Source organism: Mycobacterium saskatchewanense, assembly GCF_010729105.1.
Classification (GTDB): domain Bacteria; phylum Actinomycetota; class Actinomycetes; order Mycobacteriales; family Mycobacteriaceae; genus Mycobacterium; species Mycobacterium saskatchewanense.
Window position 1 is genome coordinate 3,358,222 of sequence record NZ_AP022573.1, and the last position, 24,067, is coordinate 3,382,288.

Consider the following 24,067-nt stretch of genomic DNA (forward strand, 5'->3'; position numbering starts at 1 on the left):
GAATGCTATTCTCTGCTCGGAGAGCGGGGTGTGCAGACGATGACGACTGCCGGCGATACTCAGGTGGACCCGGGCGTTCTCGCCCGATGGCTGGACGCCAACGACGCGCCCGGCGGCGGCGAATACCCGCTGGTGCAACAGCTCACGGGCGGTTCCCAAAACACCCTGTATCTCATCGAGCGGGGCGGCGAACGCATGGTGCTGCGGATGCCCGGGCCGCGGGCCGACGCCGCCCGCATCGACGGCCTGCTGCGCGAGATCCGGCTGGTGCGGGCGCTCTCCGGCACCGACGTCCCGCACGCGGGGTTGATCGCCGCCGACGATTCCGGCGCCGTGCTGGGGATGCCGTTCTACGTCATGCAGGCCATCGACGGGTGGAGCCCGATGGACGGGGGGTGGCAGCCGCCGTTCGACGCCGACCTGGCGGCCCGTCGGGCACTGGCGTTCGAGCTCGTCGAGGGCGCCGCCAAGCTCGGCCGCGTCGATTGGCGTGGCCAGGGCCTCGAGGGATTCGGCCGTCCCGACGGCTTCCACGAGCGGCAGGTCGATCGCTGGCTGACGTTCCTGAGCGCCTACCAGGTGCGCGAGCTGCCCGGCCTCGACGAGGCCGCCGACTGGCTGCGCAACAACCGCCCGGCGAGCTACACGCCGGGAATCATGCACGGGGACTACCAATTCGCCAACGTGATGTTCGCCCACGGGGCACCCGCCCGGTTGGCCGCGATCGTGGACTGGGAGATGACGACGGTCGGCGACCCGCTGCTGGACCTCGCCTGGTGCCTGCTGGGCTACGACGGCGAGGAGCCGCGCGCCGACGGGTTTTACCTGGACATGCGCGGCATGCCCCGGCGCGGCGAATTGCAGGAGCACTACGAGCGCGTCAGCGGCCTGTCCACCGACAACATCGACTACTACCTGGTGCTGGCCAACTGGAAACTCGGCATCGTGCTGGAGAAGACCTACGCTGCGGGGGTGCGCACCGGAAAGGTCGACCCCAAGATCACCGACGCCTTCGGGCCTATGATCCTGCAGCTCATCGCCACGGCGGCCGAACTGGCCGGGCGGCGCTGAAATGGGTTACGCTGACCGGCTTTTCGACCTCACCGACCGCGTCGTGCTGATCACAGGCGGCAGCCGGGGGCTGGGCCGCGAGATGGCGTTCGCCGTGGCGCGCTGCGGCGCCGACGTGGTGATCGCCAGCCGCGACATGGACAACTGCGTGAGCACCGCCGCCGAAATCGAGGCACAGACCGGCCGGTCGGCCATGCCCTATCAGGCGCACGTCGGCCGCTGGGACCAGCTCGACGGCCTGGTGCAGGCGACCTACGACCGGTTCGGCAAGGTCGACACGCTGATCAACAACGCGGGCATGTCGCCCTTGTACGACAAGCTGACCGATGTCACCGAGAAGCTGTTCGACGCGGTGGTCAACCTTAACCTCAAGGGCCCCTTCCGATTGTCGGCGCTGGTTGGGGAACGAATGGTGGCCGACGGAGGCGGATCCATCATCAACGTCAGCTCCACGGGGTCGCTCCGTCCCAACGGCGGCATCGTCCCGTACGCCGCGGCCAAGGCCGGGCTCAACGCCATGACCGAAGGGCTGGCGCAGGCGTTCGGCCCGACCGTACGGGTCAATACCCTGATGGCGGGTCCGTTCCTCACCGATGTCAGCAAGGCCTGGGATCTGGGGAACGGCAACAACTTCGACCACCTCGCCTTGAAGCGGGCCGGCGATCCCGCGGAAATCGTCGGCGCCGCTTTGTTTTTGGCGTCCGACGCGTCGAGCTTCACCACCGGTTCGATCCTGCGCGCCGACGGTGGAATCCCCTAGCAGAGAGGACTACCCGCATGCCCTGGAACTTTTCCACCGAACCGGAGTTCGAGAAGAAGCTGCAGTGGGTCCGCGAGTTCGTCCGCGAGGAGGTCGAACCCCTCGAGGTGCTTTTCCCGGGTTGCGAGTTCCTGCCGCTGAACCCCGAACGCCGCCGGATCATCGACCCGCTCAAGCAGCGGGTGCGCGACAACGGCCTGTGGGCGCCACACCTGGGGCCGGAACTGGGTGGGCAGGGCTTCGGCGCGGTCAATCTGACGCTGATCAACGAGATTCTCGGCCGCAGCCCGTGGGCGCCGATCGTGTTCGGAACCCAGGCGCCCGACACCGGCAACGCCGAGATCATCGCCCGCTTCGGCACCCAGGAGCAGAAGGACCGTTACCTGTCGGGACTGTTGTCCGGCGAGATCTTCTCGTGCTTCTCGATGACGGAGCCGCAGGGTGGCGCCGACCCCCGGGTGTTCCGCACGCGCGCCGTCCGCGACGGTGACGACTGGGTGATCACCGGGCGAAAGTACTTCTCCTCCAACGCCTCCGTCGCCTCCTTCTTCATCGTCGTCGCGATCACCGACCCCGATGTGCCCGTCCACCGCGGCGCCTCCACGTTCCTCGTGCCGGCCGGCACCGACGGCCTGAACATCGAGGCCAACCATCACCTCGTCGGGGCGCTGCCCCACGAGCCCGGCCATTCGCTGGTGCATTACGACGGGGTCCGGGTGCCCGCCGAGGCGCTGCTCGGTGAGCCCGGGCAGGGCTTCATGATCCTGCAGACCAGGCTGGCCGGGGGCCGGCTGCACCACGCGATGCGGTCCATCGGAATGGCCCAGCGCGCCGTCGAGATGATGTCGCGGCGCGCGAAAAGCCGCTTCACGCAGGGCAGCTCGCTCGCGGACAAGCAGCTGGTGCAGGAGTTCGTCGCCGACTCCTATACCGAGCTGACACCGTTCCGGCTGACCGTCCTGCACGCGGCCTGGCTGATCGATCAGGGCGACGAGCAGGCCGCCCGCGCCGAGATCGCCGCCTGCAAGATCCTGGCGTCACAGGTGCTCAAGTCGATCGGGCTGCGGGCCATTCAGGTGCACGGCGCGCTCGGGCTCACCGACCAGCTGCCGCTGGTCAACGTGCTGCTGGGCGGCATCGCGCTCGGCCTGGCCGACGGGCCGACCGAGGCGCACAAGGTCAATCTGGCGCGGATGCTGCTCAAGGGCTACGACGCCGAGGACGCCGAGTGGCCCAGCGAATCGCTGGACGTCCGGCGCGCGGCCGCGCGCGCCAAATACGGTGAGCTCGTTGAGCGGTAACCGCGTCGCCGCAGCCGTCGAACGCGCCCTCGACGAGCGGCAGCGGGAGGCCACCGAGGAGGTGGAACGCATTCTGGCCGCCGCCGTGCGGGTGATGGGGCGGGTGGCCCCGGAGCCGCCGCGGGTCAGCGACATCGTCGCGGAGGCGGGCTCGTCCAACAAGGCGTTCTACCGGTACTTCGCCGGCAAGGACGACCTCATCCTGGCCGTCATGGAGCGCGGCGTCGCCATCGTCGCCTCCTACCTGCAGCACCAGATGGCCAAGGAGTCCAGGCCACGGGACAAGGTCGCGCGGTGGATCGAGGGGGCGCTGGCGCAGATCGCCGACCCGCACCTGATCAGCATGAGCCGGGCTGCGGCCGGCCAGATGTCGGCCGCCACGACTTGGCGTGCGGCAGACCAGGAGATGATGCGGCCCTTGCGCGAGCTTCTCGTCGAACCCGTTGCCGCACTGGGCAGCACGGATGTCGAGCGCGACGTCGAGGCGGTGTTCAGCTGCACGGCCGCGACCATGCGCCGCTACGTGGGTTCGGCTGACCGCCCGCGCCCCGACGACATCGACCATCTGGTGCGGTTCTGCCTGCGTGGTCTGGGGACCGGCTGATGCGCGCCGTGGTGTGCCGGTCCTACGGCACACCGGACGACCTGGTGCTCGACGACCTGCCCGACCCCACCCCCGGCCCCGGCCAGGTGGTCGTTGGGGTGCGCGCCGCCGGGGTCAACTTCCCCGACGTCCTGCTGATCGCGGGAAAATACCAGATCAAGATCCCGGTGCCCTTCATCCCCGGCAGCGAGCTGGCGGGAGAGGTGGTGGCCGTCGGTGACGGCGCACCGTTCCGGCCCGGCCAGCGCGTATCCGCGACCACGCCGACCGGCGCGTTCGCCGAACGGGCCCTGCTGGACGCGGGGGCGGTGACGCCCGTGCCCGACGACGTCGATTTCGCCTCCGCAGCGGCGTTCGGTGTCACCTATCGCACCGCCCACCACGCGCTGCGATCGGTGGCCGATGTGCGCCAAGGCGATTGGGTGGTGGTGCTGGGAGCGGCCGGTGGGGTCGGGTTGGCGGCCGTCGACCTGGCGGTGGCCATGGGCGCCCGGGTGCTGGCGGCGGCGTCGAGCCCGGAAAAGCTCGCATTGTGCCGCCGACGCGGCGCGGCGGCGGCCGTCGATTACGAACGCGAAGACCTCAAGTCACGGATCCGGGAGCTCACCGGGGACTCCGCCAGGGTGATCCTCGACCCCGTCGGCGGCCCCCACTCGGAACCCGCGCTGCGTGGCCTGGCCCGTGGCGGAACCTTCGTCACCCTCGGCTACGCCGCGGGCGGCATTCCGGCCATCCCGCTCAACCTCGTACTGCTCAAGGGAATCACAGTCCGCGGCATGGAGATTCGTACTTTCACGGCTGACCGCCCCGACGACGCCGCCCGCGACATGCGGGAGCTTGCGGGGATGTTTGCCGCCGGCACGATCCGCCCCTACATCGGCGCGCGATTCCCTCTGGGGGAAACGGCGGCGGCGTTGCGGCACGTGGCGGAGCGCATGGCGCTGGGCAAGGTGGTCATCGAGGTCGCGTGATCCGCGCGAGCAGACGCAAAGGCGTACGACACGCCGGGGAAATGCGGACTTTTGTGTCTGCTCGGCCGGGTGACCACGGTGTGCGCCTACGGCGTGACGATGCTGAAGCTCGGGTCGGGTTGGTCGAGGACGCCCAGGAAGGCCTGCAGGGCCCGCTGGTCGCCCGCGATCTCCAGCCCGGGTGAAGCGAAGTCGCCCATGGCGACGGTGATCAGGCGAAACTTGCTGTCCAACTTGACCGTGACGGTCGCCGTAGCCGGGGCGGCCGGCGCCTTGAGGTAGACGAGCACTCCGTTGCGCAGGGCCAGCCGGTAGTTGGTGGCGAGGTCGGCGAACGAGACGTCGAGGGTGACGTCGAGGTCCCAGCCCCGCGGGCCGTTCACGCGGATGGCGAGGCTGTCGAAGATCTGCTCGGGGGTCAGCTGGTTCACCATGGACAACGAGGTGGCCGTGGTGGCGGTGCCGAAGTTGCCGTCCCGCAGTTCGGTCGCGCCGCTCATGAAGAAGTTGCGCCAGGTGGCGTTCTCGGCGCCGTAGGCCAGCTGCTCGAGCGTGTCGGCGTACAGTGCGCGGGCCCCGTCGTGCCGCTCGTCGGTGAACACGGCGTGGTCCAACAGTGTCGCCGCCCAACGGAAGTCGCCGGCGTCGAACGCGGCCCGGGCCAGCTCGACGACCCGGTCGATCCCGCCCATCGCGTCGACGTAGCGGGGCGCGAGCGCCTCCGGGGGATGCGGCCAGAGCCGGCCGGGGTTGCCGTCGAACCAGCCCATGTAGCGCTGGTAGACGGCCTTGACGTTGTGGCTGACCGAGCCGTAGTACCCGCGAGCATGCCACGCGCGCTCCAGCGCCGGCGGCATCCGGAACATCTCGGCGATCTCCACACCGGTGTGACCCTGGTTCAGCAGTCGCAGCGTCTGGTCGTGCAGGTACGCGTACAGGTCGCGTTGCAGGGACAGGAATTCGACGATGCTCTCGCGCCCCCAGGTCGGCCAGTGGTGCGACGCGAACACCACGTCGGTGCGGTCGGCGAAGGTGTCGATCGCCTCGGTGAGGTAACCGGCCCAAGCGTGCGGATCGCGCACCAGCGCCCCGCGCAGCGTCAGTAGGTTGTGCAGGTTGTGGGTGGCGTTCTCGGCCATGCACAGCGCCCGGAATTGCGGGAAATAGAAATGCATTTCGGCCGGCGCCTCGGTGCCCGGCGCCATCTGGAACTCGATCTCCACGCCGTCGACCGTGTGCTTCTCACCGGTCCGCCGGATGTTGATGGTGGGGACGATGATGGCCACCTCGCCGGTCGACGGCGCCTGGCCCAGGCCGCAGCCCACCTGCCCCAGCGGCCCGCGCGGCAGCAGGGTGCCGTACATGTACGTGGCCCGGCGCGTCATGGCCGGCCCGGCATAGACGTTCTCCTGCACGGCGTGCTCGATGAAACCCTCGGGCGCCAGCACGGCCACCGCACCGGAGTCCACGTCTTGCTGCGAGGTGACACCCAGGACGCCGCCGAAGTGGTCGACGTGGCTGTGGGTGTAGATCACGGCGACGACGCGACGCTCACCGCCCCGGTGCGCGCGATACAGCGCCAGCGCCGCGGCGGCCGTCTCTGTGCACACCAGCGGATCGATGACGATGATCCCGGTGTCACCTTCGACGAACGTCACGTTCGAGAGGTCGAAGCCCCGGACCTGATAGATGCCGGGCACCACCTCGTAGAGGCCTTGCTTGGCGGCCAGCGTCGACTGCCGCCACAGGCTGGGATGCACCGACGTCGGCGCCGGGCCGCCGAGGAACGCGTAGGCGTCGTTGTCCCACACGACACGGCCGTCGGCCGCCTTGATGACGCACGGGGACAACGCGGCGATGAATCCACGATCGGCATTGTGAAAATCGGTGACGTCGTCGAATGGCAGGGGATGGTCGCGATGCGCCGACTCGATGACGGGGGCTGGGGTTTTGTGATCCACCGCCAATACATTGCCATTAATAGCGCGCCTGTGAAGTGCGGTTGTCGAGTGGCCGATGAATGCAAAATTAATTGCTCCGGACTCTAGATTCTCCCTTCAGTTAACCCGCATACTGCCCATCGATCCGTCAAAGCCGACGGACAGCAAATTCGGGCAAAGGAGAACAGGTGAAGCGTGGACTGACGGTCGCGGCTGCCGGAGCGGCAATTCTGACCGCGGGCATTTCTGGCTGTTCGAGCAATAAGTCCAACACGGGCGGCGGCGGCACCGCGACTTCCGTGCCGGGAGCCTCCGTGTCGGTCGGCGCACCCGGCTCCAACGCGGCGAAGGTCATCATCGACGGCAAGGACCAGAACGTCCAGGGCACCACCGTCTGCGCCAAGGCCGCCGGCAACGTCACCATGGCGGTCGGCGGGAACACCACCGGGATCAGCGTTGTGCTGACCGACGCCAATCCTCCGCAGGTTAAGGCGGTCCAGCTCGGCAACGTCAACGGCGTGACCCTGCAGTACGCGCAGGGCGGTCAGGGCAACGCCGCGGCGACCCAGGACGGCAACACCTACAAGATCACCGGCACCGCGACGGGCATCGACATGGCCAACCCGATGCAGCCGGTCAACAAGCCTTTCGAAATCGACGTGACCTGCTCCTAACCGGGAGCTTTGGGAGATGACGCGGGCGGTTGCCACCCATTGAGCGGCAACCGCACCGTGAATTCGGTGTGGCCCGGCGAGCTGTCCACCGCGATGGAGCCGTGGTGCGCCTTGACCACCGCCGAGACGATCGCGAGCCCCAGCCCGGTGCTGCCGCCCTTCCTGGAGCGGGAGGAGTCCCCGCGGGCGAACCGCTCGAACACCTCGGACTGCAGCGCCGCCGGGATGCCGGGCCCGTTGTCGATCACCTGCAGCACGCTGTGCGTCGGCTCGGTGCTCAGTCGGGTGGTGACGACGGTGCCGGCGCCGGTGTGGACGCGGGCATTGGCGAGCAGATTCGTCAGGACCTGGTGTAGCCGCGCCGAATCTCCCGGAACGATCACCGGCTCTTCCGGCAGGTCCAGCTCCCACTGATGGTCCGGGCCGGCGACGTGCGCGTCGTTGACCGCGTCGACCGCCAGGCGCGACAGATCCACCGGCTCACGCTCCAGCGGCCGACCGGAGTCGAGGCGCGCCAGCAGCAGCAGGTCTTCCACCAACCGCGTCATGCGCTCGGTCTCGGACGCCACCCGGCTCATCGCGTGCGCGACCGCCTCGCGGTCGTCACCCATGCGCTGCGTGAGTTCTGTGTAGCCGCGGATGGCGGCGAGTGGTGTGCGCAGTTCGTGGCTGGCGTCGGCGACGAATTGCCGCACCCGGGTCTCACTGGCCTGCCGCGCCGACAGCGCGGCCGAGATGTGGTCGAGCATCCGGTTCAGCGCCGACCCCAGCTGGCCCACCTCGGTGGCCGGGTTGGCATCGGACTCGGCCACCCGCACGGGCAGCTCGACCTCTCCGCGGTCCAACGGCAGGTCGGCGACCTTGCTCGCCGTTTGCGCGACACGGCGCAGCGGCGCCAACGCGGACCTGATGATCACGACGCCGGCGGTGGTGGCGGCGGCGAGCGCGATGACGGTCACGATCCCGAAGATGATGAGCATCCGCATCATCGTGGCGTCGACGTTCGACATCGACAGGCCGGTGACGATGACGTCGTCCCCGTTCCGGCTCGGGGCGGCGATGACGCGGTAGCGACCCAGACCGTCGAGGTTCAGCGTCACCGGGCGGCGGCTTCCTGCGATCCGTTCGAGTTGGGTCTGCGCGGCGGGAGTCAGCGCGGCCCGGGTGCCGCTGCTGGTCAAATAGCCGGCATCTACGGTGTTGCCGTGGTTGACCACCGCGGCCACCATGCCTGCGGGCTGGCCCGGCGCGTCGAGGAACCGCGGACCGGGGCCCGGCCGGGGTGAAAAGCGTGATTCGTGACGCCAGCCCGGGTGTTTGGGTTCGGGGTACATCAGCGCCGAGCGGTAGGAGGTGCCGCCGAGCTGCCCGTCGAGCTGCGCCACCAGGTGGTGCAACAGCGCCAGTTCGGTCGCGGCGGTGATGCCGATGCACACGACGGCCAGGACGACGACCTGCCCGACCAGCAACCGTATGCGGAGCGACCAGACCCGCCGGGTGTTAGCGGGCCGGCTTGAGGACATAACCCGCGCCGCGCAGTGTGTGGATCATGGGCTCGCGACCGTTGTCGATCTTCTTGCGCAGGTAGGAGATGTACAGCTCGACGATGTTGGACCGGCCGCCGAAGTCGTAACTCCACACTCGATCCAGGATCTGCGCCTTGCTGAGCACACGCTTGGAGTTGCGCATCATGAAGCGCAGCAGCTCGAACTCGGTGGAGGTCAGGGCGATCGGTTCGCCGCCGCGAGTCACTTCGTGACTGTCCTCGTCGAGCACCAGGTCGCCGACGACCAGCTGGGCGCCGCTGTCCACGGTCGTCACCCCGGTGCGCCGCAAAAGGGCGCGCAGCCGCAGGACTACTTCTTCGATGCTGAACGGTTTGGTGACGTAGTCGTCGCCGCCGGCGGTCAGCCCGGCGATGCGGTCCTCCACCGAATCCTTGGCCGTCAGCAACAGCACCGGCAGCTGCGGGTTTTCCTCCCGAAGCTTGTGCAGGACGTCGAGCCCGCTCATGTCGGGCAGCATGACGTCCAGGACCACGACGTCGGGCCGCTGGGCCCGCGCCGACGCTATCGCCGAGGATCCGTCTCCGGCGGTCGCGATGTTCCAGCCCTCGTATCGCAACGCCATTGACACCATCTCGGCGAGCACGGCTTCGTCGTCGACCACGAGCACGTTGATCGGGTTGCCGTCCGCGCGGCACATGACAACGCGCTCTACCGAGGCCCGGGATTGCGTCACACTATTCAGTATCCGCGGCCGACTGGGCCGCCGCTATGGCATTGCTATGTGTCGGCTGTGAAAGATCGCGTGGCCGCCGGACAGCCACGCGATCCTCCATGCCTCTGGCGGGCGCCTAATACCAGTACCGCCGGCCGGCGACCGGGCGACCGACGGATCCCATGATCCAGAGCACCGCGCCGATGACGAGAACGACGACGCCGATCTCCCATAACAATGGGATTCCAAACACGAATCCGAGAATGAGCAGGACTGCGCCCAAGATAATCATCTGAACTTCCTTCGGGTGAGGGGTTTTAGGCGACTAGGCCACTGGGCATTGAACTCGGTTGTGGTACATGGCAATCCTTGACTTTTGGATTGACACCCGCATAGTTCAAGGGGCCGGCGACCACGGTCAGGGCGATGTTTCCCGCTGTGACACAACTTGTCGACCCACCTTTGAAGTAATCGCGCTGGTAAGCCGCGAACACTCCGATGAGCAGCCACACCAGGACAATCGCACCGATTACTCCGCGACCACGCATGGTGACCTCCATTTGTGTTCGAGAAACTTCTTTCTCGTGCGTCTAGCGTTACCCATTGCACGCACGTCTAAACATGGTTGACGCCGACCGCGCGGCACCGCTCGCGAGGTCAGCGATGCGCCTCGAGCCACGCCGCGGCCCGCTTCCTCGATGCCCGGGACAGCCACGCGCCGGAGGATGAGTTCGGCTGATTCCGTCGTCGTGCCCCTCCGCCGGCCGGCTCGCTCGCACCGATGGGTGGCCGTCGAACCGGTGGGTGGTGAAAAACGGCGTTGCGAGTCTTGGATGAGTGCCGGCTTGCCACCCTCGGACTCCACCCAGGACATGACACGTCGGCGTAGCGTTCGCCGGTGCCAGGATCGCCGGCGTCGGCTGCGGGCAAGAACACGAACGACTCTCCGCCCACCCGGTAGATCGAGTCGACCTACGGGCCCTCCAGACCCCGGAGGTGCGGCATCGATGCGGCGATCCGGTGTACGTCGCGCACGCCGGACGGGGCCCGCATGCGTACCGAGTGGTGTTGCGGTGACCAGTAATTGAGTCACCGGCGGTGCGCCCACTACACGGTCAGCACCTTGCCCAGCAGCGCGGTGAGCCGCTGCTGTTCGCCCGGGTTGAGCCGCGAGGTCATGGGTGACAAGAGCTCACCGATCTCGGCGATGATCGCGGGGGCGAGTCGTCGCGCCTCCGCGGTAAGGCTGACACGCACCGATCGCCCGTCGGCGGCATCGGTGGTCTTTCGCACCAGCCCTCGCCCAACGGCGCGATCGATGAGACCGCTGACGGTCGAACGCTCCAAACCCAGGTACGAAGCGAGTTCGGCCATCGTGGGTTCGCGGTCACGGAGTATTCCCAGCACCCGCAGCTGGGTCAACGACAGATCGTGTTCGGAGGCAACCCGATTCAGGATTGCGGTCACCGCGAACGACGTCTGTACGAGGTTGTCGGTGAAGTTCTCTGCCGCGCTCATGCAACTGACCATACCTTGCATTAGTTTGTGATCCCATCTAATTTAGTTCGTATTACCACCTAACTGGGAGGCCGCCATGCACGCCGCCGTCGTGTCCACTTTCGACAAACCACCCGCCTACCGGGAGTTTCCTCGCCCCACACCACAATCGCCGGACGAGATGCTGGTCGACGTCGTTGCCGCCGGCCTGCATCGGCGGGTGCGCTCGCAGGCCGACGGCTCGCACTACACCTCCACCGGTGAGCTGCCCCTCGTCCCGGGCATCGACGGGGTGGGTCGCGCTCCCGACGGGAGCCTGCGTTACTTCGTCCTGCCGGACACGGCCGTGGGCGCCATCGCCGAGCAGACCGTCATCGATCGGCGCCGCAGCTTCGTGCTTCCCGATGGCGCCGACCCAGTCCTGGTGGCCGCGGCGATGAACCCCGTCATGTCCTCCTGGGTGGCCCTGCGGCGCCGCATCGACTTCGAGCCCGGGTCCACGGTTCTCGTACTCGGCGCCACCGGCAGTGCGGGGCGCATGGCCGTGCAGGTCGCCAAGCGGCTCGGCGCGGGCCGCGTCATCGGCGCCGGGCGCAATCCCGGGCGGCTCGCCGCCCTCACCGAGCGCGGCGCGGACCAGACGATCCAACTCGACACCGGTGTAAGCGATCTCGCGCGGGCCGCGGCCGACGTGGACGTCGTGATCGACTACCTCTGGGGCGCGACCGCGGCCGAGGCGATGGCCGGCATCGCGGCCCGCCGCTCGGAGCCCGGCAAACCGCTCAGCTGGATCCAGATCGGCTCGGTGGCCGGCGCTTCCGCGGACATCCCCTCCGCCGCGTTGCGCGCCATCCGCCTGCAGATCGTCGGAAGCGGACAGGGGTCGGTCCCAGCCCGCGATCTCCTGGCCGAACTACCCGCCATCGTCGACGAGATCACCCGCGTAGGCTACGAACTCGACGTCCGCGCCGTGCCGCTGTCCGACGTCGAAGCGGCCTGGAGCGACGCCGCCACCGAGCAGCGGATCGTCTTCATCCCCGCCTAAACCGCGCGTCGTTGCGCGGACACGAAAAGCGTAGGGGGCATGGCATCCTCGGAACCGGCTGGAATCTCGCGGGAGTAACGCGTCATCAGCTCGGGGAACGTCTGCGCGGACACCTCCCAACCGTGCTGACGCAGCCAGACGTCGACGGGCGTGCGCTCCTCGGCATACCACAGGTCATCGAAGTCCGTGATCTCGGCGTTGACCAGCTTGGCCGCCGCAGCCCGCATCCGCTGCATGTCTTCGCGCTGGCGCCGGACCAGGTCCGGGTCGGTGAAGCCCGCGCCGGGCACGTTGGACGCCAGCCAGCTGCCCTCCGCGCTGAGCGAATCGATCCGCTCGAACAACAGGTCCTGGGCCTGCGCCGGCAGGTAGCGCACCAGCCCTTCCGCCGACCAGGCCGCCGGCCGGGACGGGTCGAACCCCGCCTCCTGCAACGCCTTCGGCCAATCCTGCCGCAGGTCGATCGGCACGTTCACCAGCCGCGCGGCCGGCTGCGCGCCGTGGTCGCGCAGCGTCTGCGCCTTGAAGTCCAGCACCTTGGGCTGGTCGAGCTCGTACACGACCGTGCCGTCCGGCCAGGGCAGCCGCCAGGTCCGCGCGTCCAGCCCCGACGCCAGGATGACCACCTGCCGCACCCCGGCCTCGGCCGCGCCCAGGAAGAACTCGTCGAAGAAGGCCGTCCGGGTCGCCATGAAGTCGATCATCAGTTGGATCCGCGACTGCACCTCCGGTTCGAGCTCGATCGCCTTGGCCAGTAGCGCGGGATCGGCGTAAATACTCCACATCCCCTCACCCGCGGCGTCGACGAAGACGCGCGCGAACGGGTCGTTGATCAGCGGGTTGTCGCTCTCGGTCTCCGCAGCGCGTGCCGCGGCCACGCCCAGTGCGGTGGCCCCGACGCTTTGAGTGATGTCCCAGGAATCGTTGTCCGTGCGCGGCATCGCCGTGTTCCTTCCCGACAGAAAGTAAGTTATGCACACTATTCTTCCAGCCGCGGACCGTCTGGGGCGCCTCGGGCCCGTGGCCTAGGCTTTTTCCCAGACGGTCCACAGGTTGCAAAGGAGCGACGATGACGTTAGGCCCTCGGGAAGCATTCGACCACGTCGACGCGGTGGTCGCGGGCGACCTCGATGACCTCGCGGCCCGGAACACGTCGCAGAGCGGGAGCTGAACGTGGACGCCGTCGACCTGGAGGCCGTGGCCCGTTGGATGTCGGAGCACGGCCTGGGCGACGGGCCCCTCGAGGACGTCGTCACCGTCACCGGTGGAACCCAGAACGTCATGCTGCGCTTCACCAGGGCCGGCCGGCCGTACGTGTTGCGGCGCGGACCCCGCCACCTGCGGCCGCGCACCAACAGCGTCATCCTGAGGGAAACCAAAGTTCTCGCCGCGCTTGCCGATTCGGACGTGCCACACCCCCACCTGATCGCGGCGTGCGCGGATCCGACCGTGCTGGGCGACGCGGTGTTCTATCTGATGGAACCGGTCGACGGATTCAACGCGGGCGAGGGGTTGCCGCCGCTGCATGCGGGCGATGCGGAGATCCAATACCAAATGGGCCTGTCGATGGCCGACGCGTTGGCGAGGCTGGGCGCCGTCGATCACCTCGCGGTCGGCCTCGCCGACTTCGGGAAGCCCGACGGTTTCCTGGAACGCCAAGTGCCACGGTGGCTTTCGGAGCTGGACTCCTACCGCGAGTACGAGAACTACCCGGGTCCGCAGATCCCGGGGGTCGAGCAGGTGGCGACCTGGCTCGAGGAGCGACGTCCGGCCACGTGGAAGCCCGGCATCATGCACGGTGACTACCACGCCGCCAACGTGATGTTCTCCCGCACCGGGCCCGAAGTGGTCGCCATCGTCGACTGGGAGATGTGCACGATCGGCGACCCGCTGCTGGATCTGGGGTGGCTGCTGGCCACCTGGAAACAACCCGACGGCTCCAGCGTCTTCAGCCACGCACTGGGCGGCCAGGACGGGTTGGCCAGCACCGAAGACCTGCTCCAGCGGTACGCCGCCAACACCACCCGAGACCTGTCGAGCATCACCTGGTACACGGTGCTGGCGTGCTTCAAGCTCGGCATCGTGATCGAGGGAACGCTCGCCCGCGCCTGCGCGGGCAAGGCCGAAAAGGCCGTCGGGGACCAACTTCACGCGGCAACGGTGCACCTCTTCGAGCGGGCGCTGGGTCTCATCGAGACACGGAGCTGACGGGCGGCGCCGCCCAGCGGGTTGCCAGCAACCACCCACTACGATCTGCTGACGTGCCGCCCTACCCCGAGGAACCCGACTACTACTCCGAGCCCACCCAGGCCGCGCGCTACGGCGGTTATCACGACCCCGCGCCCGAGCCGCCGGGACCGCCACAGGGACCTGCGCCGTGGTACCGCCGTCCCGCGGCGCTCGTCGCGGCCGGCGCGATCGGCGCGATAGTGCTCGCCGCGGTGGTGTTCGCGGCGGTCAAGCTCGCGACCGGGTCGTCGCACAGCCCCGCGGCGACGACGACCACCGCCCCCACCACGACCGCACCGGTGACCACCACGACCACCACCACGGAGGCGCCGCGCCACCACGGCGGCGGTGGCGGGGGCGGCGGAGCGCCGACTCAGACCGTCACCGAGACGGTACCGCCGCCGAGCACGGACACCCCGGCGACGACGGTCGAGCCGAGCACGGTGACCGTGTCGCCGAGCACCGAGACCAGCACGGTCACCCAGACCGTGACCGTGCCGCCGCGCCGGCCTTTCCAACAACGCCCGTAGCGGCGCCGGGGCGGATAACCTTCCATTCCGTGGAAGTCGGTGACTCCGTCAGGCGCTCGCTCGATCACTGGGAACGGCGGCAGTGGGATGCGGCGCTGGCGCACGCCTGCAACGCCGTCGACGCCACCGCCAAGAAGCGCTACCCCCAGTCGGGGGTAGCGAGCCGGTTCAAGCTCACGATCCGTGAGGCAATGGACATCTTTCGCATGATGGCGGCGCCCGGCATCGACTTCGAGCAGAGCCGCTTCCCCGTCGCGGTCAAGTCCGATCTGCCCGACGGGCGCCCCGACGTCGCCGACGTCCTGTTCGGCGTCCACCGGCGCGGTCACGGCCACGACGACGACCTGCCGAACGGATTCGAACTCACCCCCCACGGTCCCCGGCCGCAAAGCGCGCACCTGTGGCGAAGCGGCAAGATCCAGCTTCCCGCGTCGGTGGTGATCGGCCTGCTGGCGATTGCGGTGTTCGCACCCGAGAACAAGGGCGAGACCATCCCCGACGGATACCAGCTCAGCTGGTACCAGTACCCCTTCCCCATCTGCCTGTGGTGGGGATGGCAGGACCATTTCCGCGAGATCATCGGCACCGCACACATTCCGCATGCCGCTCTTGACTTCTCGGGATTCTGGGACGAGTGGACGCCGGCCTGAGCAGCCGCGTGCGGCCGGCTGCCCCTCAGGACGCGGCCGCCTGCCTCGCGATCTATCGGCCCTACGTGCTGGACACCGCGATCAGCTGGGAACTGGAAGTCCCGACGGTCACCGAGATGGCCGCACGCATCGCCGCGGCCCGCGACACCCATGAATGGCTCGCGCTCGAACGCGACGATGAGGTCATCGGCTTCGCCTACGGGCAGACTTTCAATCGTCTGCCCACCTTCAGGTGGACGGCCCAGACCGGGCTGTATGTCCGGGCCGACCGGCACCGCACCGGCGGGGGCCGCGACCTCTACGAACGGCTGCTCCCCCGTCTGGCCGAACGAGGGTATCGACAGGCGATGGCCGGCATTACGCAACCGAACGAGGCCAGCAACGGGTTCCACCGGTCGTTCGGATTCCGCGATGCCGGTCTCTACCGGCGGGTCGAATGGAAGCTCGACCGCTGGCACGACGTCGCGTGGATGCAGCTCGACCTGGTCGGCGCCGCCAAGCAAGAACCGCCGCGTCCCATCACCTGAGGCAGGGCGCGTGCCGCCGCAGCGGTCGAGCTGAGGATGTCTTAGCGGCCGCCGCCCGCGCCGCCGCCAAACCGCCCCCCGGCGCCACCGCCACCGAGACGGCCGCCGCCCGCGCCGCCACCGAGACGGCCGCCGCCCGCGCCGCCACCGCCGAATGTTCCCGCCGTGCTGAGTGTGATCGTCATGGGCGCAGGTTATCGCTGCCGACGGCCGGCCACAACCAATGAAGTCTGAATGATCGGCGACGATGTGGACCGCCGAAACCGCTTCCCGGAGTGAGGCTCCCCGTTAGGCTGCCCTTGCCGGATTGTCGACCTTTCGACGGGAGTGCACATGACTCGCGCGGCCCTGTGTGCGCCCGTCCTGGCCCCACTTTTCGCGATCGCGTGGCTGACTCCGGCCGCGCGCGCCGATCCCGACCCCATCTCCGTCGCCGCGTACCTCCAGACGTTGAATCAGGCGCACGTCCCCTACGACGACCCCGGGAAGATGGTCGAACTTGGAAATTCGGTCTGCCAGCAGTCCCGCGGCGGCGCGGCCTTCGACGACGTCGGCGAATCCGTGATCGGCAGGGGATTCACGCCCACGCAGGCGGGCCTGATCATGGGCGCCGCCGTCGCGACCTTCTGCCCCGACATGCAGCCGTCGATGGGCCGCTGGAGCAACAGCTGAGGTGGGCGAACGCTGCGCCCCAGTGCGCATCCGGCCCACCATGACGGTTTTGAAAAAGCTGAGACAATCGCATCATGAGCACCGAACACTCGTCCCGACCGCCCGCCGCGCCGAATCCCCGCCCGAGCAGCCGAGTCACGCGAGCGGAGCTGGAACGGTTCGCCGATGAAGATTTGGTGCGCGAAATGCAGGACGAAGCCCGGCTGCTCGATGAGGCGCCCCCGCATCATCAATAGCCGCGCCGCGGCATCTCGTGGTGTGCGCGTTCCGAACGAGTGTCTCGGGCTTTTTAGGGCGCGGCGGAGGCCTGCTATGGTCGATCGCAGTTGATTCGCTTGCCGGCGTGTGAATGCCGGCGTGTGAAGGACTTCCGTCCGTCGCACCGCGCTAATCGCCTATTCGCTAGCGGTTCGTCGGCGCAACTCGAACAGGGGAATCACCCGGGTGGTCTTTCCCTGATACGCGTCGAAATTCGGTACTATTGCGTTGATCTCGCCGAAAACCCCTGCACGTCGATCACCGCGCAACTCGCGGACTGTCACCTCGAACGACTCGGCACCCACTTCGACTTGCGCAACGGGATGCGCACGCAAGTTGTGCACCCAGTCAGGATGGTTCGGCGCTCCGCCGCGCGAACCCACCACGACCATTGAGCCGTCAATCGTGAAGTATGCGAGAGGGGTCAGCCTCGGTTTCCCTGACTTCGCCCCGGTAGACGTCAGTAACAATATTCCATGATTCTCGAAGACACCCCCGACTTTTCCGTCGCTGGCACGAAATTCTTCGATGATCTGGTCGTTGAATACCTTCAGAGCGGCCGTATCGGTGCGGAATAACTCCTCATCAAACTCCTGCATAAGACAACCCCTTTCACGTCGGGAACGCGGCATTGATCGTTGCAACTCGCTGAGCGGCCCAACAATTCGAGGCGAATCCGCCATCGGCCGTGTGAGCGGCCACAAGTCACCAGCCTTCGACACCATTTGTCACGGGCACCTGGCGCCGACGGCGCTCGTGGCTTAGAACCACTATGGGCGGGGCCTCGTGCGATTGCTTGCGCGCTGGCGTACAGCGCTTGCCTCGGCGCGCCCAGGAGCATCATCCGGCTGGGGCCGACTGCCCTCGAAGGAACCACCCTGGCCTCGTACGCTGGCCATCTGCGCGCCGCCGGCAGGTACGGTGCGGCCCCGATTCCAATGCGGGGGTCGAACGGGGGACGTTCATCCAGCCGACCATTGAAGCGACTGGGGCGCCGAGTTCGCCGTTGACCCGCTGCGGCCTCACCAAAAACCGGGTCACCCTCGAGTCACCACACGCCGTCCGGCGGACGGCTGACCACAGAAAACGGAAGCGCGCCCGAAGGGATTCGAACCCCTAACCTTCTGATCCGTAGTCAGATGCTCTATCCGTTGAGCTACGGGCGCCTGTGTTCAATTGTGTTCCCCGAAAGGAACCCAGCGGAGGCGAGAGGATTTGAACCTCCGGTCCCCTTTGAGGGGGACAACTCATTAGCAGTGAGCCCCATTCGGCCGCTCTGGCACGCCTCCATCGGCCTTTGAGGGTACCCGACCCCTTCCCGGTCTCCCGAAACCGCCGGAGGGTCAGCGTACACAGCGCCGACATATGCTGTCGAAGTGACCGCCCGCCTACGCCCCGAACTGCAGGGGCTGCCGGTCTATGTCCCCGGCAAGACGGTGCCGGGCTCGATCAAACTGGCCAGCAACGAGACGGTGTTCGGGCCGTTGCCCAGTGTCCGCGCCGCCATCGAAAAGGCCACCGACGAGATCAACCGCTACCCCGACAACGGCTGCGTCCAGGTCAAAGCGGCGCTGGCGGGCCACCTGGGCCACGATTTCGGGCCCGAACATGTCGCCGTGGGCTGCGGCTCGGTCAGCCTGTGCCAGCAGCTCGTCCAGATCACCGCCTCAGTCGGTGACGAGGTGATCATGGGTTGGCACAGCTTCGAGCTGTACCCGCCGCAGGTCCAGACCGCCGGCGCGACTCCCGTCAAGGTTCCGCTCACCGATCACACCTACGACCTCGACGCGATGTTCGCCGCGATCACCGACCGCACCCGGCTGATCTTCGTGTGCAACCCCAACAATCCGACCTCCACCGTCGTCGATCCCGGGGCGCTGGCCCGCTTCGTCGAGGCCGTGCCGTCGCACATCCTGGTCGCGATCGACGAGGCCTACGTCGAGTACATCCGCGACGGCATGCGGCCCGACAGTTTGGGGCTGGCCCGCACCCACAGCAATGTCGTGGTGCTGCGCACCTTTTCGAAGGCCTACGGGCTGGCGGGACTGCGGGTCGGCTATGCGGTCGGGCACGCCGACCTCGTCACCGCGCTCGACAAGGTCTACGTGCCGTTCTCGGTGACGAGCGTCTCCCAGGCGGCGGCCATCGCGTCGCTGGACGCCGCCGACGAACTCCTGGCGCGCACGGACGCCCTGGTCGCCGAGCGCGCCCGCGTCGTCGCGGCCCTAAGCGACGCCGGCTACGCGCTGCCGCCAACCCAGGCGAACTTCGTGTGGTTGCCGCTGGGGGCTCGCACGATGGATTTCGTGCAGCGGGCCGCGGAGGCGCGCGTCGTGGTGCGGCCGTTCGCCCCCGACGGGGTGCGGGTCACCGTCGGCGCGCCGCACGAGAACGACGCCCTGCTGCAATTCGCCTGCGACTGGATCTCCCGAAGGAGCAACCCGTGACCCTGGCCCGCAAGAAGTTCACGGAATTCAAGGAGCGCGACGGCGAGATCGCGGATGGCGAGCTCGACGACTTCTGGTCCTCGCTGGAACCGGCGACCATCGACGAGATGATCGGCGAGTGGAAGGGTGGCGAGTTCCGCACCGGCCACCGGATGAACGGACAGCTGGAGAAGGTCGGCTGGTTCGGCAAGACCTTCAAGTCCGCCCGCGATGCGCAGCCGCTGGTCTGCCTGGACGCCGAGGGCAACAAGTTCTCGAACGTGGAGATGGGCAAGGGTGAGGCCAGTCTGTGGCTGGAGGACTTCCGCGGCGAAGTCACCGCCACGATGGTCTACGACGGCCAGCCCGTGCACGACCACTTCAAGAAGGTCGACGACGACGCCGTCATGGGCATCATGAACGGCAAGGGCGTGCGGGATAACGGCCGGTACTACTACTTCTACCTCGAGCGGGTCTGAACTCGCCCGAACGTGACGCCACGGTCGCGTTCGCGGCCGAGCGTGACGGCAGCGGCACACTCGAGCGGCGACCCACGGTGGCGCAGCTACCGGGCCGGGTTGCGGCCCGTGAAGGCGACCAGCTGCTCCAGGGCGCCGGCGTCCTCGGACACGTCGACCGGGTCGTCGAAACCGGCGCCGGCGCGGATTTCCGGCCTGATCACCTGGCGGGCGAGGCCTAGCACGTATTCCGACAGCGGTTCGGGGGCCTCGAGCTCGTGGCCCACGGCCGCCGCGTAATCCCAGGCGTGCACCAGGAATTCGACCGACAGGATGGCGCACGCATTCTTGGCGGGCATCTCGCCCTTGCCGAACGGCACCGAGCCATCCAGGCCGCGGCGGTGCCACGCGTCCAACACCGGCCGGGCCGCGGCGACGACCTGCCGTTCCACCGATTCGTTCTCGTCCCGCTCGGGGATCTCCGCGCCAACCATGCCACCCAGCCCGGAAATAGACTTCAATAGGTGCGCGGTGAGCTGCTCCACGTCGAACTCGGTGCACGGGGTCTGCTTGGACAAGTCGTCGGCGGCGACGGGGTGCAGCACGCGCTGCAGGATCCCCAACGTGTCCTCGGCGGCGTGTAGCTCGTCGGTCGGTGGGGAATGAGGGCCGGGTCGCAGATCGGGAGCCATATTCGCCACGCTACGGTCTCGATATGGGCGATACATACGAATCCGTCACAGTGGAGACCAAAGACCAGGTCGCCCAGGTGACGCTGGTCGGGCCGGGCAAGGGCAACGCGATGGGGCCCGCGTTCTGGTCCGAGATGCCGGAGGTGTTCGCGGCGCTGGACGCCGACCGCGATGTGCGGGCGATCGTGATCACGGGTTCGGGCAAGAACTTCAGCTACGGCCTCGACGTGCCCGCCATGGGTGGCGCCTTCGCGCCACTGCTGGGTGGCGACGCGCTGGCCCGCCCGCGCGCGGAGTTCCACGCCGAGATCAAGCGCATGCAGAACGCGATCACCGCCATCGCCGACTGCCGCACGCCGACCATCGCGTCGGTGCACGGCTGGTGCATCGGCGGCGGCGTCGACCTGATCTCCGCGGTCGACATCCGCTACGCCAGCGCCGACGCGAAGTTCTCCGTACGTGAGGTCAAGCTCGCGATCGTCGCCGACGTCGGCAGCCTCGCCCGCCTGCCGCTGATCCTGGGCGACGGCCACCTGCGGGAGCTCGCCCTGACCGGTAAGGACATCGACGCGCGCCGGGCCGAGAAGATCGGCCTGGTCAACGACGTGTACGACGACGCCGAGGCCACCCTGGCCGCGGCCCACGCCACCGCCGCCGAGATCGCCGCCAACCCGCCCCTGACCGTGCACGGCATCAAGGATGTTCTCGACCAGCAACGCATCTCGGCGGTGTCGGAGAGCCTGCGCTACGTCGCCGCCTGGAACGCGGCGTTTCTGCCGTCGAAGGACCTGACCGAGGGGATTTCGGCGGCGTTCGCCAAGCGCCCGCCGCAGTTCACCGGCGACTAGGGGCACGTACCCTCGCTGGGGTGGCTGACATGACCCCCGACGGCAGAATCCGCGTCCCGTCCGACCTGGACGCCGTGACGACCATCGGCGACGAGGACCACTCCGGCGTCGGCAGCGCTGCGGTCGAGCGCATCTGGCAGGCCGCCCGCCACTGGTATCAGGCCGGGTTCCATCCCGCCATCCAGCTGTGCATCCGGCAGCACGGACGCGTCGTGCTCAACCGCGCCATCGGCCACGGCTGGGGTAACGCCCCCACCGACCCCCCGGACGCCGACAAGACCCTCGCCACCACCGACACGCCCTTCTGCGTGTACTCGGCGGCCAAGGGCATCACGGCGACCGTCGTACACATGCTGGTCGACCGCGGGGTCTTCTCCCTGGACGACCGCGTCTGCGAGTACATCCCCAGCTACACCAGCCACGGCAAGCACCGCACCACGATCCGGCACGTGCTGACCCACAGCGCGGGGGTGCCCTTCCCCACCGGGCCCCGGCCGGACGTCGCGCGCGCCGACGACCACGACTACGCGCAGCAGAAGCTCGGGGAGCTGCGACCCCTGTACCGCCCCGGCCTGGTGCACATCTACCACGCGCTGACCTGGGGACCGCTGATGCGCGAAATCGTCTATGCGGCCACCGGCAAGGAGATCCGCGAGATCCTCGCCACCGAGGTTCTCGACCCGCTGGGTTTCCGATGGACGAACTTCGGCGTCGACAAGAAGGACGTCGCGTTGGTCGCACCCAGTCACGCCACCGGCCGTCCGTTGCCGACCCCCATCGCCCAAATCTTCCGCAAGGCCATCGGCGGCACCGTGCACGAGATCATCCCGTATACCAACACCCCGATGTTCCTCACCACCATCGTCCCGTCCTCGAACACCATCTCGACGGCGAACGAGCTGTCGCGGTTCGCCGAAATATGGCGCCGCGGTGGCGAACTCGACGGTGTGCAGGTGCTGCGGCCCGAGACGATGCGCGGCGCGGTGGCCGAATCCCGGCGGCTGCGGCCCGATTTCGCCGTGGGGCTGCAGCCGGCCCGCTGGGGCACCGGATACATGCTGGGCACCAAACGCTGGGGACCGTTCGGACGAAACGCGGCCGAGGCGTTCGGCAACCTCGGACTGGCCAACATCGCGATCTGGGCCGACCCGGAGCGCCGCCTGGCCGCCGGGGTGATCAGCAGCGGCAAGCCGGGCCGCGATCCCGAGGTCAAGCGCTACACCGCACTGATGGACACGATCGCCGCGCAAATTCCGACCGGTTAACGGTCGCCACGCGGGGAACACTGCGGTCATGGCTACCTACCGAGTGCTCAACCCCAACGGTGACGTCGTCGAGACGAAAGACATCGAAAGCGCCGACAAGGCGCACGCCTACTTCGCCGACAGCGCGGTGCCGGGCACCGAACTCGGTTGGCGCATGGAGGTCGAGGAGAACGGCGAATGGCGCTACTTCGACAACAGCGAAGGCGATCGCAGCTACTAGTGGCGATCGCAGGCGCTGTGAAGCCGGGCGAAGCGGGTCGCCACATCCGGACAAGGTTTGTGCCCCGGCGGCCCGGGCAACCAGTTAGGCATGGATTCTGAACGCTTTCGCAAGCTGTTGGACGCCCGCGGGCCTTTCGCGTCGGTCTACTTCGACGACTCGCACGACACCCACGACGCCGAGGCGCAACTCGAGCTCAAGTGGCGGGCCGCGGAGAACGAACTGGAAAAGCTGGGCGCCGACCAGGCGGTGATCGAGGACATCGGCGACGCGATCATGAACCTGCGGCCGCCGGTCGGCCGCAGCGGCCGCGCGGTGATCGCGGGCGCCGACGGCGTGCTGATCAACGAGCACCTGGCCCGGGCCGCGGCCACCGGAATAGTCCGCGTGTCCGAACTGCCTTATCTGGTGCCGATTCTCGAGCAGAGCTTCGATCACCCGGACTACGTGCTGGTGGTCGTCGACCACAGCGGCGCCGACCTCACCACCCACATCAACGGCAGGCTGTACTCGGAAACCGTCGACGGCGGCGGCTTCCCCGTGCACCACGCGGCGGGGGCCGAGACCGCCGGGTACGGCGACCCGCAGCTGCGCACCGACGAGGCGGCCCGCAAGAACCTCCGCGCGGTCGCCGACCGGGTCGGCGAGCTGGTCGATGACAAAGGCATCGAGTTGATCTTCGTGGTAGGCGAGGTGCGGTCGCGCTCCGATTTCCTGTCGACGTTGCCCGAACGGTTGCACGACCGCGCGGTGGCACTGGAAGTCGGTGCGCGACACAGCGGTCACGATTTTGGCGAGATCGAGCAGGCCATCGAGGCAGAGTTCCTCAAACGCCAGCTGCGGGCCATCGACGACGCCGCGCAGAAGTTCACGGCCGAGATCGGACGGGAATCCGGTTTGGCCGCCGAGGGGCTCGACGCGGTCTGCTCCGCACTGCGTCAGGGAGCGGTGGAGACGCTGATCATCGGCGAGCTCGGCGACGCGACCGTCGTCGCCGACGAGGGCATGACGACGGTGGCCCCCAACGAGAACGTGCTCTCCGAGCAGGGCGCCGCGCCCGCCAAGACGCTGAGGGCCGACGAGGCGCTGCCGATGTTCGCCGTGGCCATCGGGGCGGCGCTGGTGCGCACCGACGAACGGGTCGCCCCGGCCGACGGAGTTGGCGCGGTGCTGCGGTACGCGCCGACGCTGCACGCGCCGGTGGGCTGA

Annotated in this window: 29 protein-coding genes and 2 tRNA genes; 19 read left to right on the forward strand and 12 right to left on the reverse strand. The window is 68.2% G+C overall.

The genetic code is table 11. From position 1 onward, the window contains the following. The first annotated feature begins 39 nt into the window (after positions 1-39). The 5 genes from G6N56_RS15855 to G6N56_RS15875 are packed head-to-tail and all read left to right on the forward strand — an operon-like array spanning position 40 to position 4,707. A complete protein-coding gene (locus G6N56_RS15855; protein WP_085258415.1) occupies positions 40-1,071 on the forward strand; it encodes a phosphotransferase family protein in 1,032 nt (343 codons plus the stop codon). A 1-nt stretch (position 1,072) separates the two neighbouring features. Continuing rightward, positions 1,073-1,831 carry an SDR family NAD(P)-dependent oxidoreductase gene (locus G6N56_RS15860; protein ID WP_085258320.1) on the forward strand — a complete coding sequence of 253 codons (759 nt, stop codon included), beginning with the start codon at positions 1,073-1,075 and terminating at the stop codon, positions 1,829-1,831. A gap of 17 nt (positions 1,832-1,848) precedes the next feature. Beyond that, on the forward strand, positions 1,849-3,132 hold the full coding sequence (locus tag G6N56_RS15865) for an acyl-CoA dehydrogenase family protein (RefSeq protein WP_085258321.1): 1,284 nt from the start codon (positions 1,849-1,851) through the stop codon (positions 3,130-3,132). Further along, entirely contained in the window at positions 3,113-3,736 is a 624-nt protein-coding gene (locus tag G6N56_RS15870) for a TetR/AcrR family transcriptional regulator (protein WP_085258322.1), read from the forward strand. Before G6N56_RS15865 ends, G6N56_RS15870 begins: the two co-directional genes overlap by 20 nt. Further along, the gene (locus G6N56_RS15875) at positions 3,736-4,707 is read left to right on the forward strand and encodes an NADPH:quinone oxidoreductase family protein (RefSeq protein ID WP_085258323.1); all 972 of its coding nucleotides are present in this window, start codon (positions 3,736-3,738) and stop codon (positions 4,705-4,707) included. Before G6N56_RS15870 ends, G6N56_RS15875 begins: the two co-directional genes overlap by 1 nt. 86 nt (positions 4,708-4,793) lie before the next feature. Here the strand turns inward: G6N56_RS15875 and G6N56_RS15880 are convergent, their stop codons facing one another. Then, entirely contained in the window at positions 4,794-6,668 is a 1,875-nt protein-coding gene (locus G6N56_RS15880; RefSeq protein ID WP_085258324.1) for an alkyl/aryl-sulfatase, read from the reverse strand. A gap of 167 nt (positions 6,669-6,835) precedes the next feature. On the opposite strand from G6N56_RS15880, the gene G6N56_RS15885 reads away from it, so the two are divergent. After that, a complete protein-coding gene (locus G6N56_RS15885) occupies positions 6,836-7,321 on the forward strand; it encodes a lipoprotein LpqH (protein WP_085258325.1) in 486 nt (161 codons plus the stop codon). On the opposite strand, the gene G6N56_RS15890 is transcribed toward G6N56_RS15885, so the two are convergent. From G6N56_RS15890 to G6N56_RS15905, 5 genes are all read right to left on the reverse strand, one after another. Beyond that, positions 7,318-8,844 carry a sensor histidine kinase gene (locus G6N56_RS15890; protein WP_085258326.1) on the reverse strand — a complete coding sequence of 509 codons (1,527 nt, stop codon included), beginning with the start codon at positions 8,842-8,844 and terminating at the stop codon, positions 7,318-7,320. The genes G6N56_RS15885 and G6N56_RS15890 overlap by 4 nt on opposite strands. Continuing rightward, on the reverse strand, positions 8,822-9,526 hold the full coding sequence (locus G6N56_RS15895; protein WP_085258327.1) for a response regulator transcription factor: 705 nt from the start codon (positions 9,524-9,526) through the stop codon (positions 8,822-8,824). Before G6N56_RS15895 ends, G6N56_RS15890 begins: the two co-directional genes overlap by 23 nt. A gap of 151 nt (positions 9,527-9,677) precedes the next feature. After that, positions 9,678-9,833, reverse strand: a complete 156-nt coding sequence (locus G6N56_RS28425; protein ID WP_169717555.1) for a hypothetical protein — start codon at positions 9,831-9,833, stop codon at positions 9,678-9,680. A 25-nt stretch (positions 9,834-9,858) separates the two neighbouring features. Beyond that, positions 9,859-10,101, reverse strand: a complete 243-nt coding sequence (locus G6N56_RS15900; RefSeq protein WP_085258328.1) for a hypothetical protein — start codon at positions 10,099-10,101, stop codon at positions 9,859-9,861. Positions 10,102-10,648: 547 nt separating this feature from the next. Continuing rightward, the gene (locus G6N56_RS15905) at positions 10,649-11,059 is read right to left on the reverse strand and encodes a MarR family winged helix-turn-helix transcriptional regulator (RefSeq protein ID WP_142280840.1); all 411 of its coding nucleotides are present in this window, start codon (positions 11,057-11,059) and stop codon (positions 10,649-10,651) included. Positions 11,060-11,135: 76 nt separating this feature from the next. Here G6N56_RS15905 and G6N56_RS15910 point away from each other — a divergent pair, with 76 nt between their 5' ends. After that, positions 11,136-12,083 carry a zinc-binding dehydrogenase gene (locus tag G6N56_RS15910; protein WP_085258330.1) on the forward strand — a complete coding sequence of 316 codons (948 nt, stop codon included), beginning with the start codon at positions 11,136-11,138 and terminating at the stop codon, positions 12,081-12,083. On the opposite strand, the gene G6N56_RS15915 is transcribed toward G6N56_RS15910, so the two are convergent. Beyond that, positions 12,080-13,024 carry a class I SAM-dependent methyltransferase gene (locus G6N56_RS15915; protein ID WP_085258331.1) on the reverse strand — a complete coding sequence of 315 codons (945 nt, stop codon included), beginning with the start codon at positions 13,022-13,024 and terminating at the stop codon, positions 12,080-12,082. The genes G6N56_RS15910 and G6N56_RS15915 overlap by 4 nt on opposite strands. 268 nt (positions 13,025-13,292) lie before the next feature. Here G6N56_RS15915 and G6N56_RS15920 point away from each other — a divergent pair, with 268 nt between their 5' ends. The 4 genes from G6N56_RS15920 to G6N56_RS15935 are packed head-to-tail and all read left to right on the forward strand — an operon-like array spanning position 13,293 to position 16,019. After that, positions 13,293-14,291 carry a phosphotransferase family protein gene (locus G6N56_RS15920; RefSeq protein WP_085258416.1) on the forward strand — a complete coding sequence of 333 codons (999 nt, stop codon included), beginning with the start codon at positions 13,293-13,295 and terminating at the stop codon, positions 14,289-14,291. A 53-nt stretch (positions 14,292-14,344) separates the two neighbouring features. After that, the gene (locus G6N56_RS15925; RefSeq protein ID WP_085258332.1) at positions 14,345-14,842 is read left to right on the forward strand and encodes a hypothetical protein; all 498 of its coding nucleotides are present in this window, start codon (positions 14,345-14,347) and stop codon (positions 14,840-14,842) included. Positions 14,843-14,871: 29 nt separating this feature from the next. Next, the gene (locus tag G6N56_RS15930; RefSeq protein ID WP_085258333.1) at positions 14,872-15,492 is read left to right on the forward strand and encodes an Rv1289 family protein; all 621 of its coding nucleotides are present in this window, start codon (positions 14,872-14,874) and stop codon (positions 15,490-15,492) included. Beyond that, on the forward strand, positions 15,477-16,019 hold the full coding sequence (locus G6N56_RS15935; RefSeq protein ID WP_180150342.1) for a GNAT family N-acetyltransferase: 543 nt from the start codon (positions 15,477-15,479) through the stop codon (positions 16,017-16,019). Before G6N56_RS15930 ends, G6N56_RS15935 begins: the two co-directional genes overlap by 16 nt. Before the next feature lie 41 nt (positions 16,020-16,060). Here the strand turns inward: G6N56_RS15935 and G6N56_RS28430 are convergent, their stop codons facing one another. Continuing rightward, on the reverse strand, positions 16,061-16,204 hold the full coding sequence (locus G6N56_RS28430) for a hypothetical protein (RefSeq protein WP_169717556.1): 144 nt from the start codon (positions 16,202-16,204) through the stop codon (positions 16,061-16,063). Positions 16,205-16,352: 148 nt separating this feature from the next. On the opposite strand from G6N56_RS28430, the gene G6N56_RS15940 reads away from it, so the two are divergent. Further along, on the forward strand, positions 16,353-16,691 hold the full coding sequence (locus G6N56_RS15940) for a DUF732 domain-containing protein (protein WP_085258334.1): 339 nt from the start codon (positions 16,353-16,355) through the stop codon (positions 16,689-16,691). A 74-nt stretch (positions 16,692-16,765) separates the two neighbouring features. Then, a complete protein-coding gene (locus G6N56_RS28435; RefSeq protein WP_169717557.1) occupies positions 16,766-16,927 on the forward strand; it encodes a hypothetical protein in 162 nt (53 codons plus the stop codon). A gap of 159 nt (positions 16,928-17,086) precedes the next feature. Here G6N56_RS28435 and G6N56_RS15945 read toward each other — a convergent pair whose 3' ends face one another. From G6N56_RS15945 to G6N56_RS15955, 3 genes are all read right to left on the reverse strand, one after another. Continuing rightward, positions 17,087-17,548: a nitroreductase family deazaflavin-dependent oxidoreductase gene (locus G6N56_RS15945; protein WP_085258335.1), complete on the reverse strand. Its 462-nt coding sequence runs from the start codon at positions 17,546-17,548 to the stop codon at positions 17,087-17,089. 494 nt (positions 17,549-18,042) lie between these two features. After that, positions 18,043-18,115 (reverse strand) — tRNA-Arg (locus tag G6N56_RS15950). A gap of 34 nt (positions 18,116-18,149) precedes the next feature. Next, positions 18,150-18,238, reverse strand: a tRNA-Ser gene (locus G6N56_RS15955). Between the two features lie 87 nt (positions 18,239-18,325). Between G6N56_RS15955 and G6N56_RS15960 the strand changes: the two genes are divergently transcribed. Both G6N56_RS15960 and G6N56_RS15965 read left to right on the forward strand, forming a co-directional pair. Continuing rightward, on the forward strand, positions 18,326-19,396 hold the full coding sequence (locus G6N56_RS15960; protein WP_085258336.1) for an aromatic amino acid aminotransferase: 1,071 nt from the start codon (positions 18,326-18,328) through the stop codon (positions 19,394-19,396). Beyond that, the gene (locus tag G6N56_RS15965; RefSeq protein ID WP_085258337.1) at positions 19,393-19,854 is read left to right on the forward strand and encodes a DUF4334 domain-containing protein; all 462 of its coding nucleotides are present in this window, start codon (positions 19,393-19,395) and stop codon (positions 19,852-19,854) included. The genes G6N56_RS15960 and G6N56_RS15965 overlap by 4 nt, the downstream gene beginning before the upstream one ends. A gap of 86 nt (positions 19,855-19,940) precedes the next feature. On the opposite strand, the gene G6N56_RS15970 is transcribed toward G6N56_RS15965, so the two are convergent. Beyond that, positions 19,941-20,525 (reverse strand): TIGR03086 family metal-binding protein, encoded by a 585-nt coding sequence (locus G6N56_RS15970; protein WP_180150344.1) that lies wholly within the window; start codon positions 20,523-20,525, stop codon positions 19,941-19,943. A 23-nt stretch (positions 20,526-20,548) separates the two neighbouring features. Here G6N56_RS15970 and G6N56_RS15975 point away from each other — a divergent pair, with 23 nt between their 5' ends. The 4 genes from G6N56_RS15975 to G6N56_RS15990 all read left to right on the forward strand — a co-directional run bounded on the left by G6N56_RS15975 (position 20,549) and on the right by G6N56_RS15990 (position 24,067). Continuing rightward, complete coding sequence (locus G6N56_RS15975) at positions 20,549-21,373, forward strand: crotonase/enoyl-CoA hydratase family protein (protein WP_085258339.1); 825 nt, start codon at positions 20,549-20,551, stop codon at positions 21,371-21,373. Between the two features lie 29 nt (positions 21,374-21,402). After that, positions 21,403-22,638, forward strand: coding sequence for a lipase LipE (gene lipE / locus G6N56_RS15980; RefSeq protein WP_085258340.1), 1,236 nt, complete (start codon positions 21,403-21,405; stop codon positions 22,636-22,638). A gap of 28 nt (positions 22,639-22,666) precedes the next feature. Continuing rightward, on the forward strand, positions 22,667-22,858 hold the full coding sequence (locus G6N56_RS15985) for a hypothetical protein (protein ID WP_085258341.1): 192 nt from the start codon (positions 22,667-22,669) through the stop codon (positions 22,856-22,858). A gap of 90 nt (positions 22,859-22,948) precedes the next feature. Then, on the forward strand, positions 22,949-24,067 hold the full coding sequence (locus G6N56_RS15990) for an Rv2629 family ribosome hibernation factor (protein ID WP_085258342.1): 1,119 nt from the start codon (positions 22,949-22,951) through the stop codon (positions 24,065-24,067).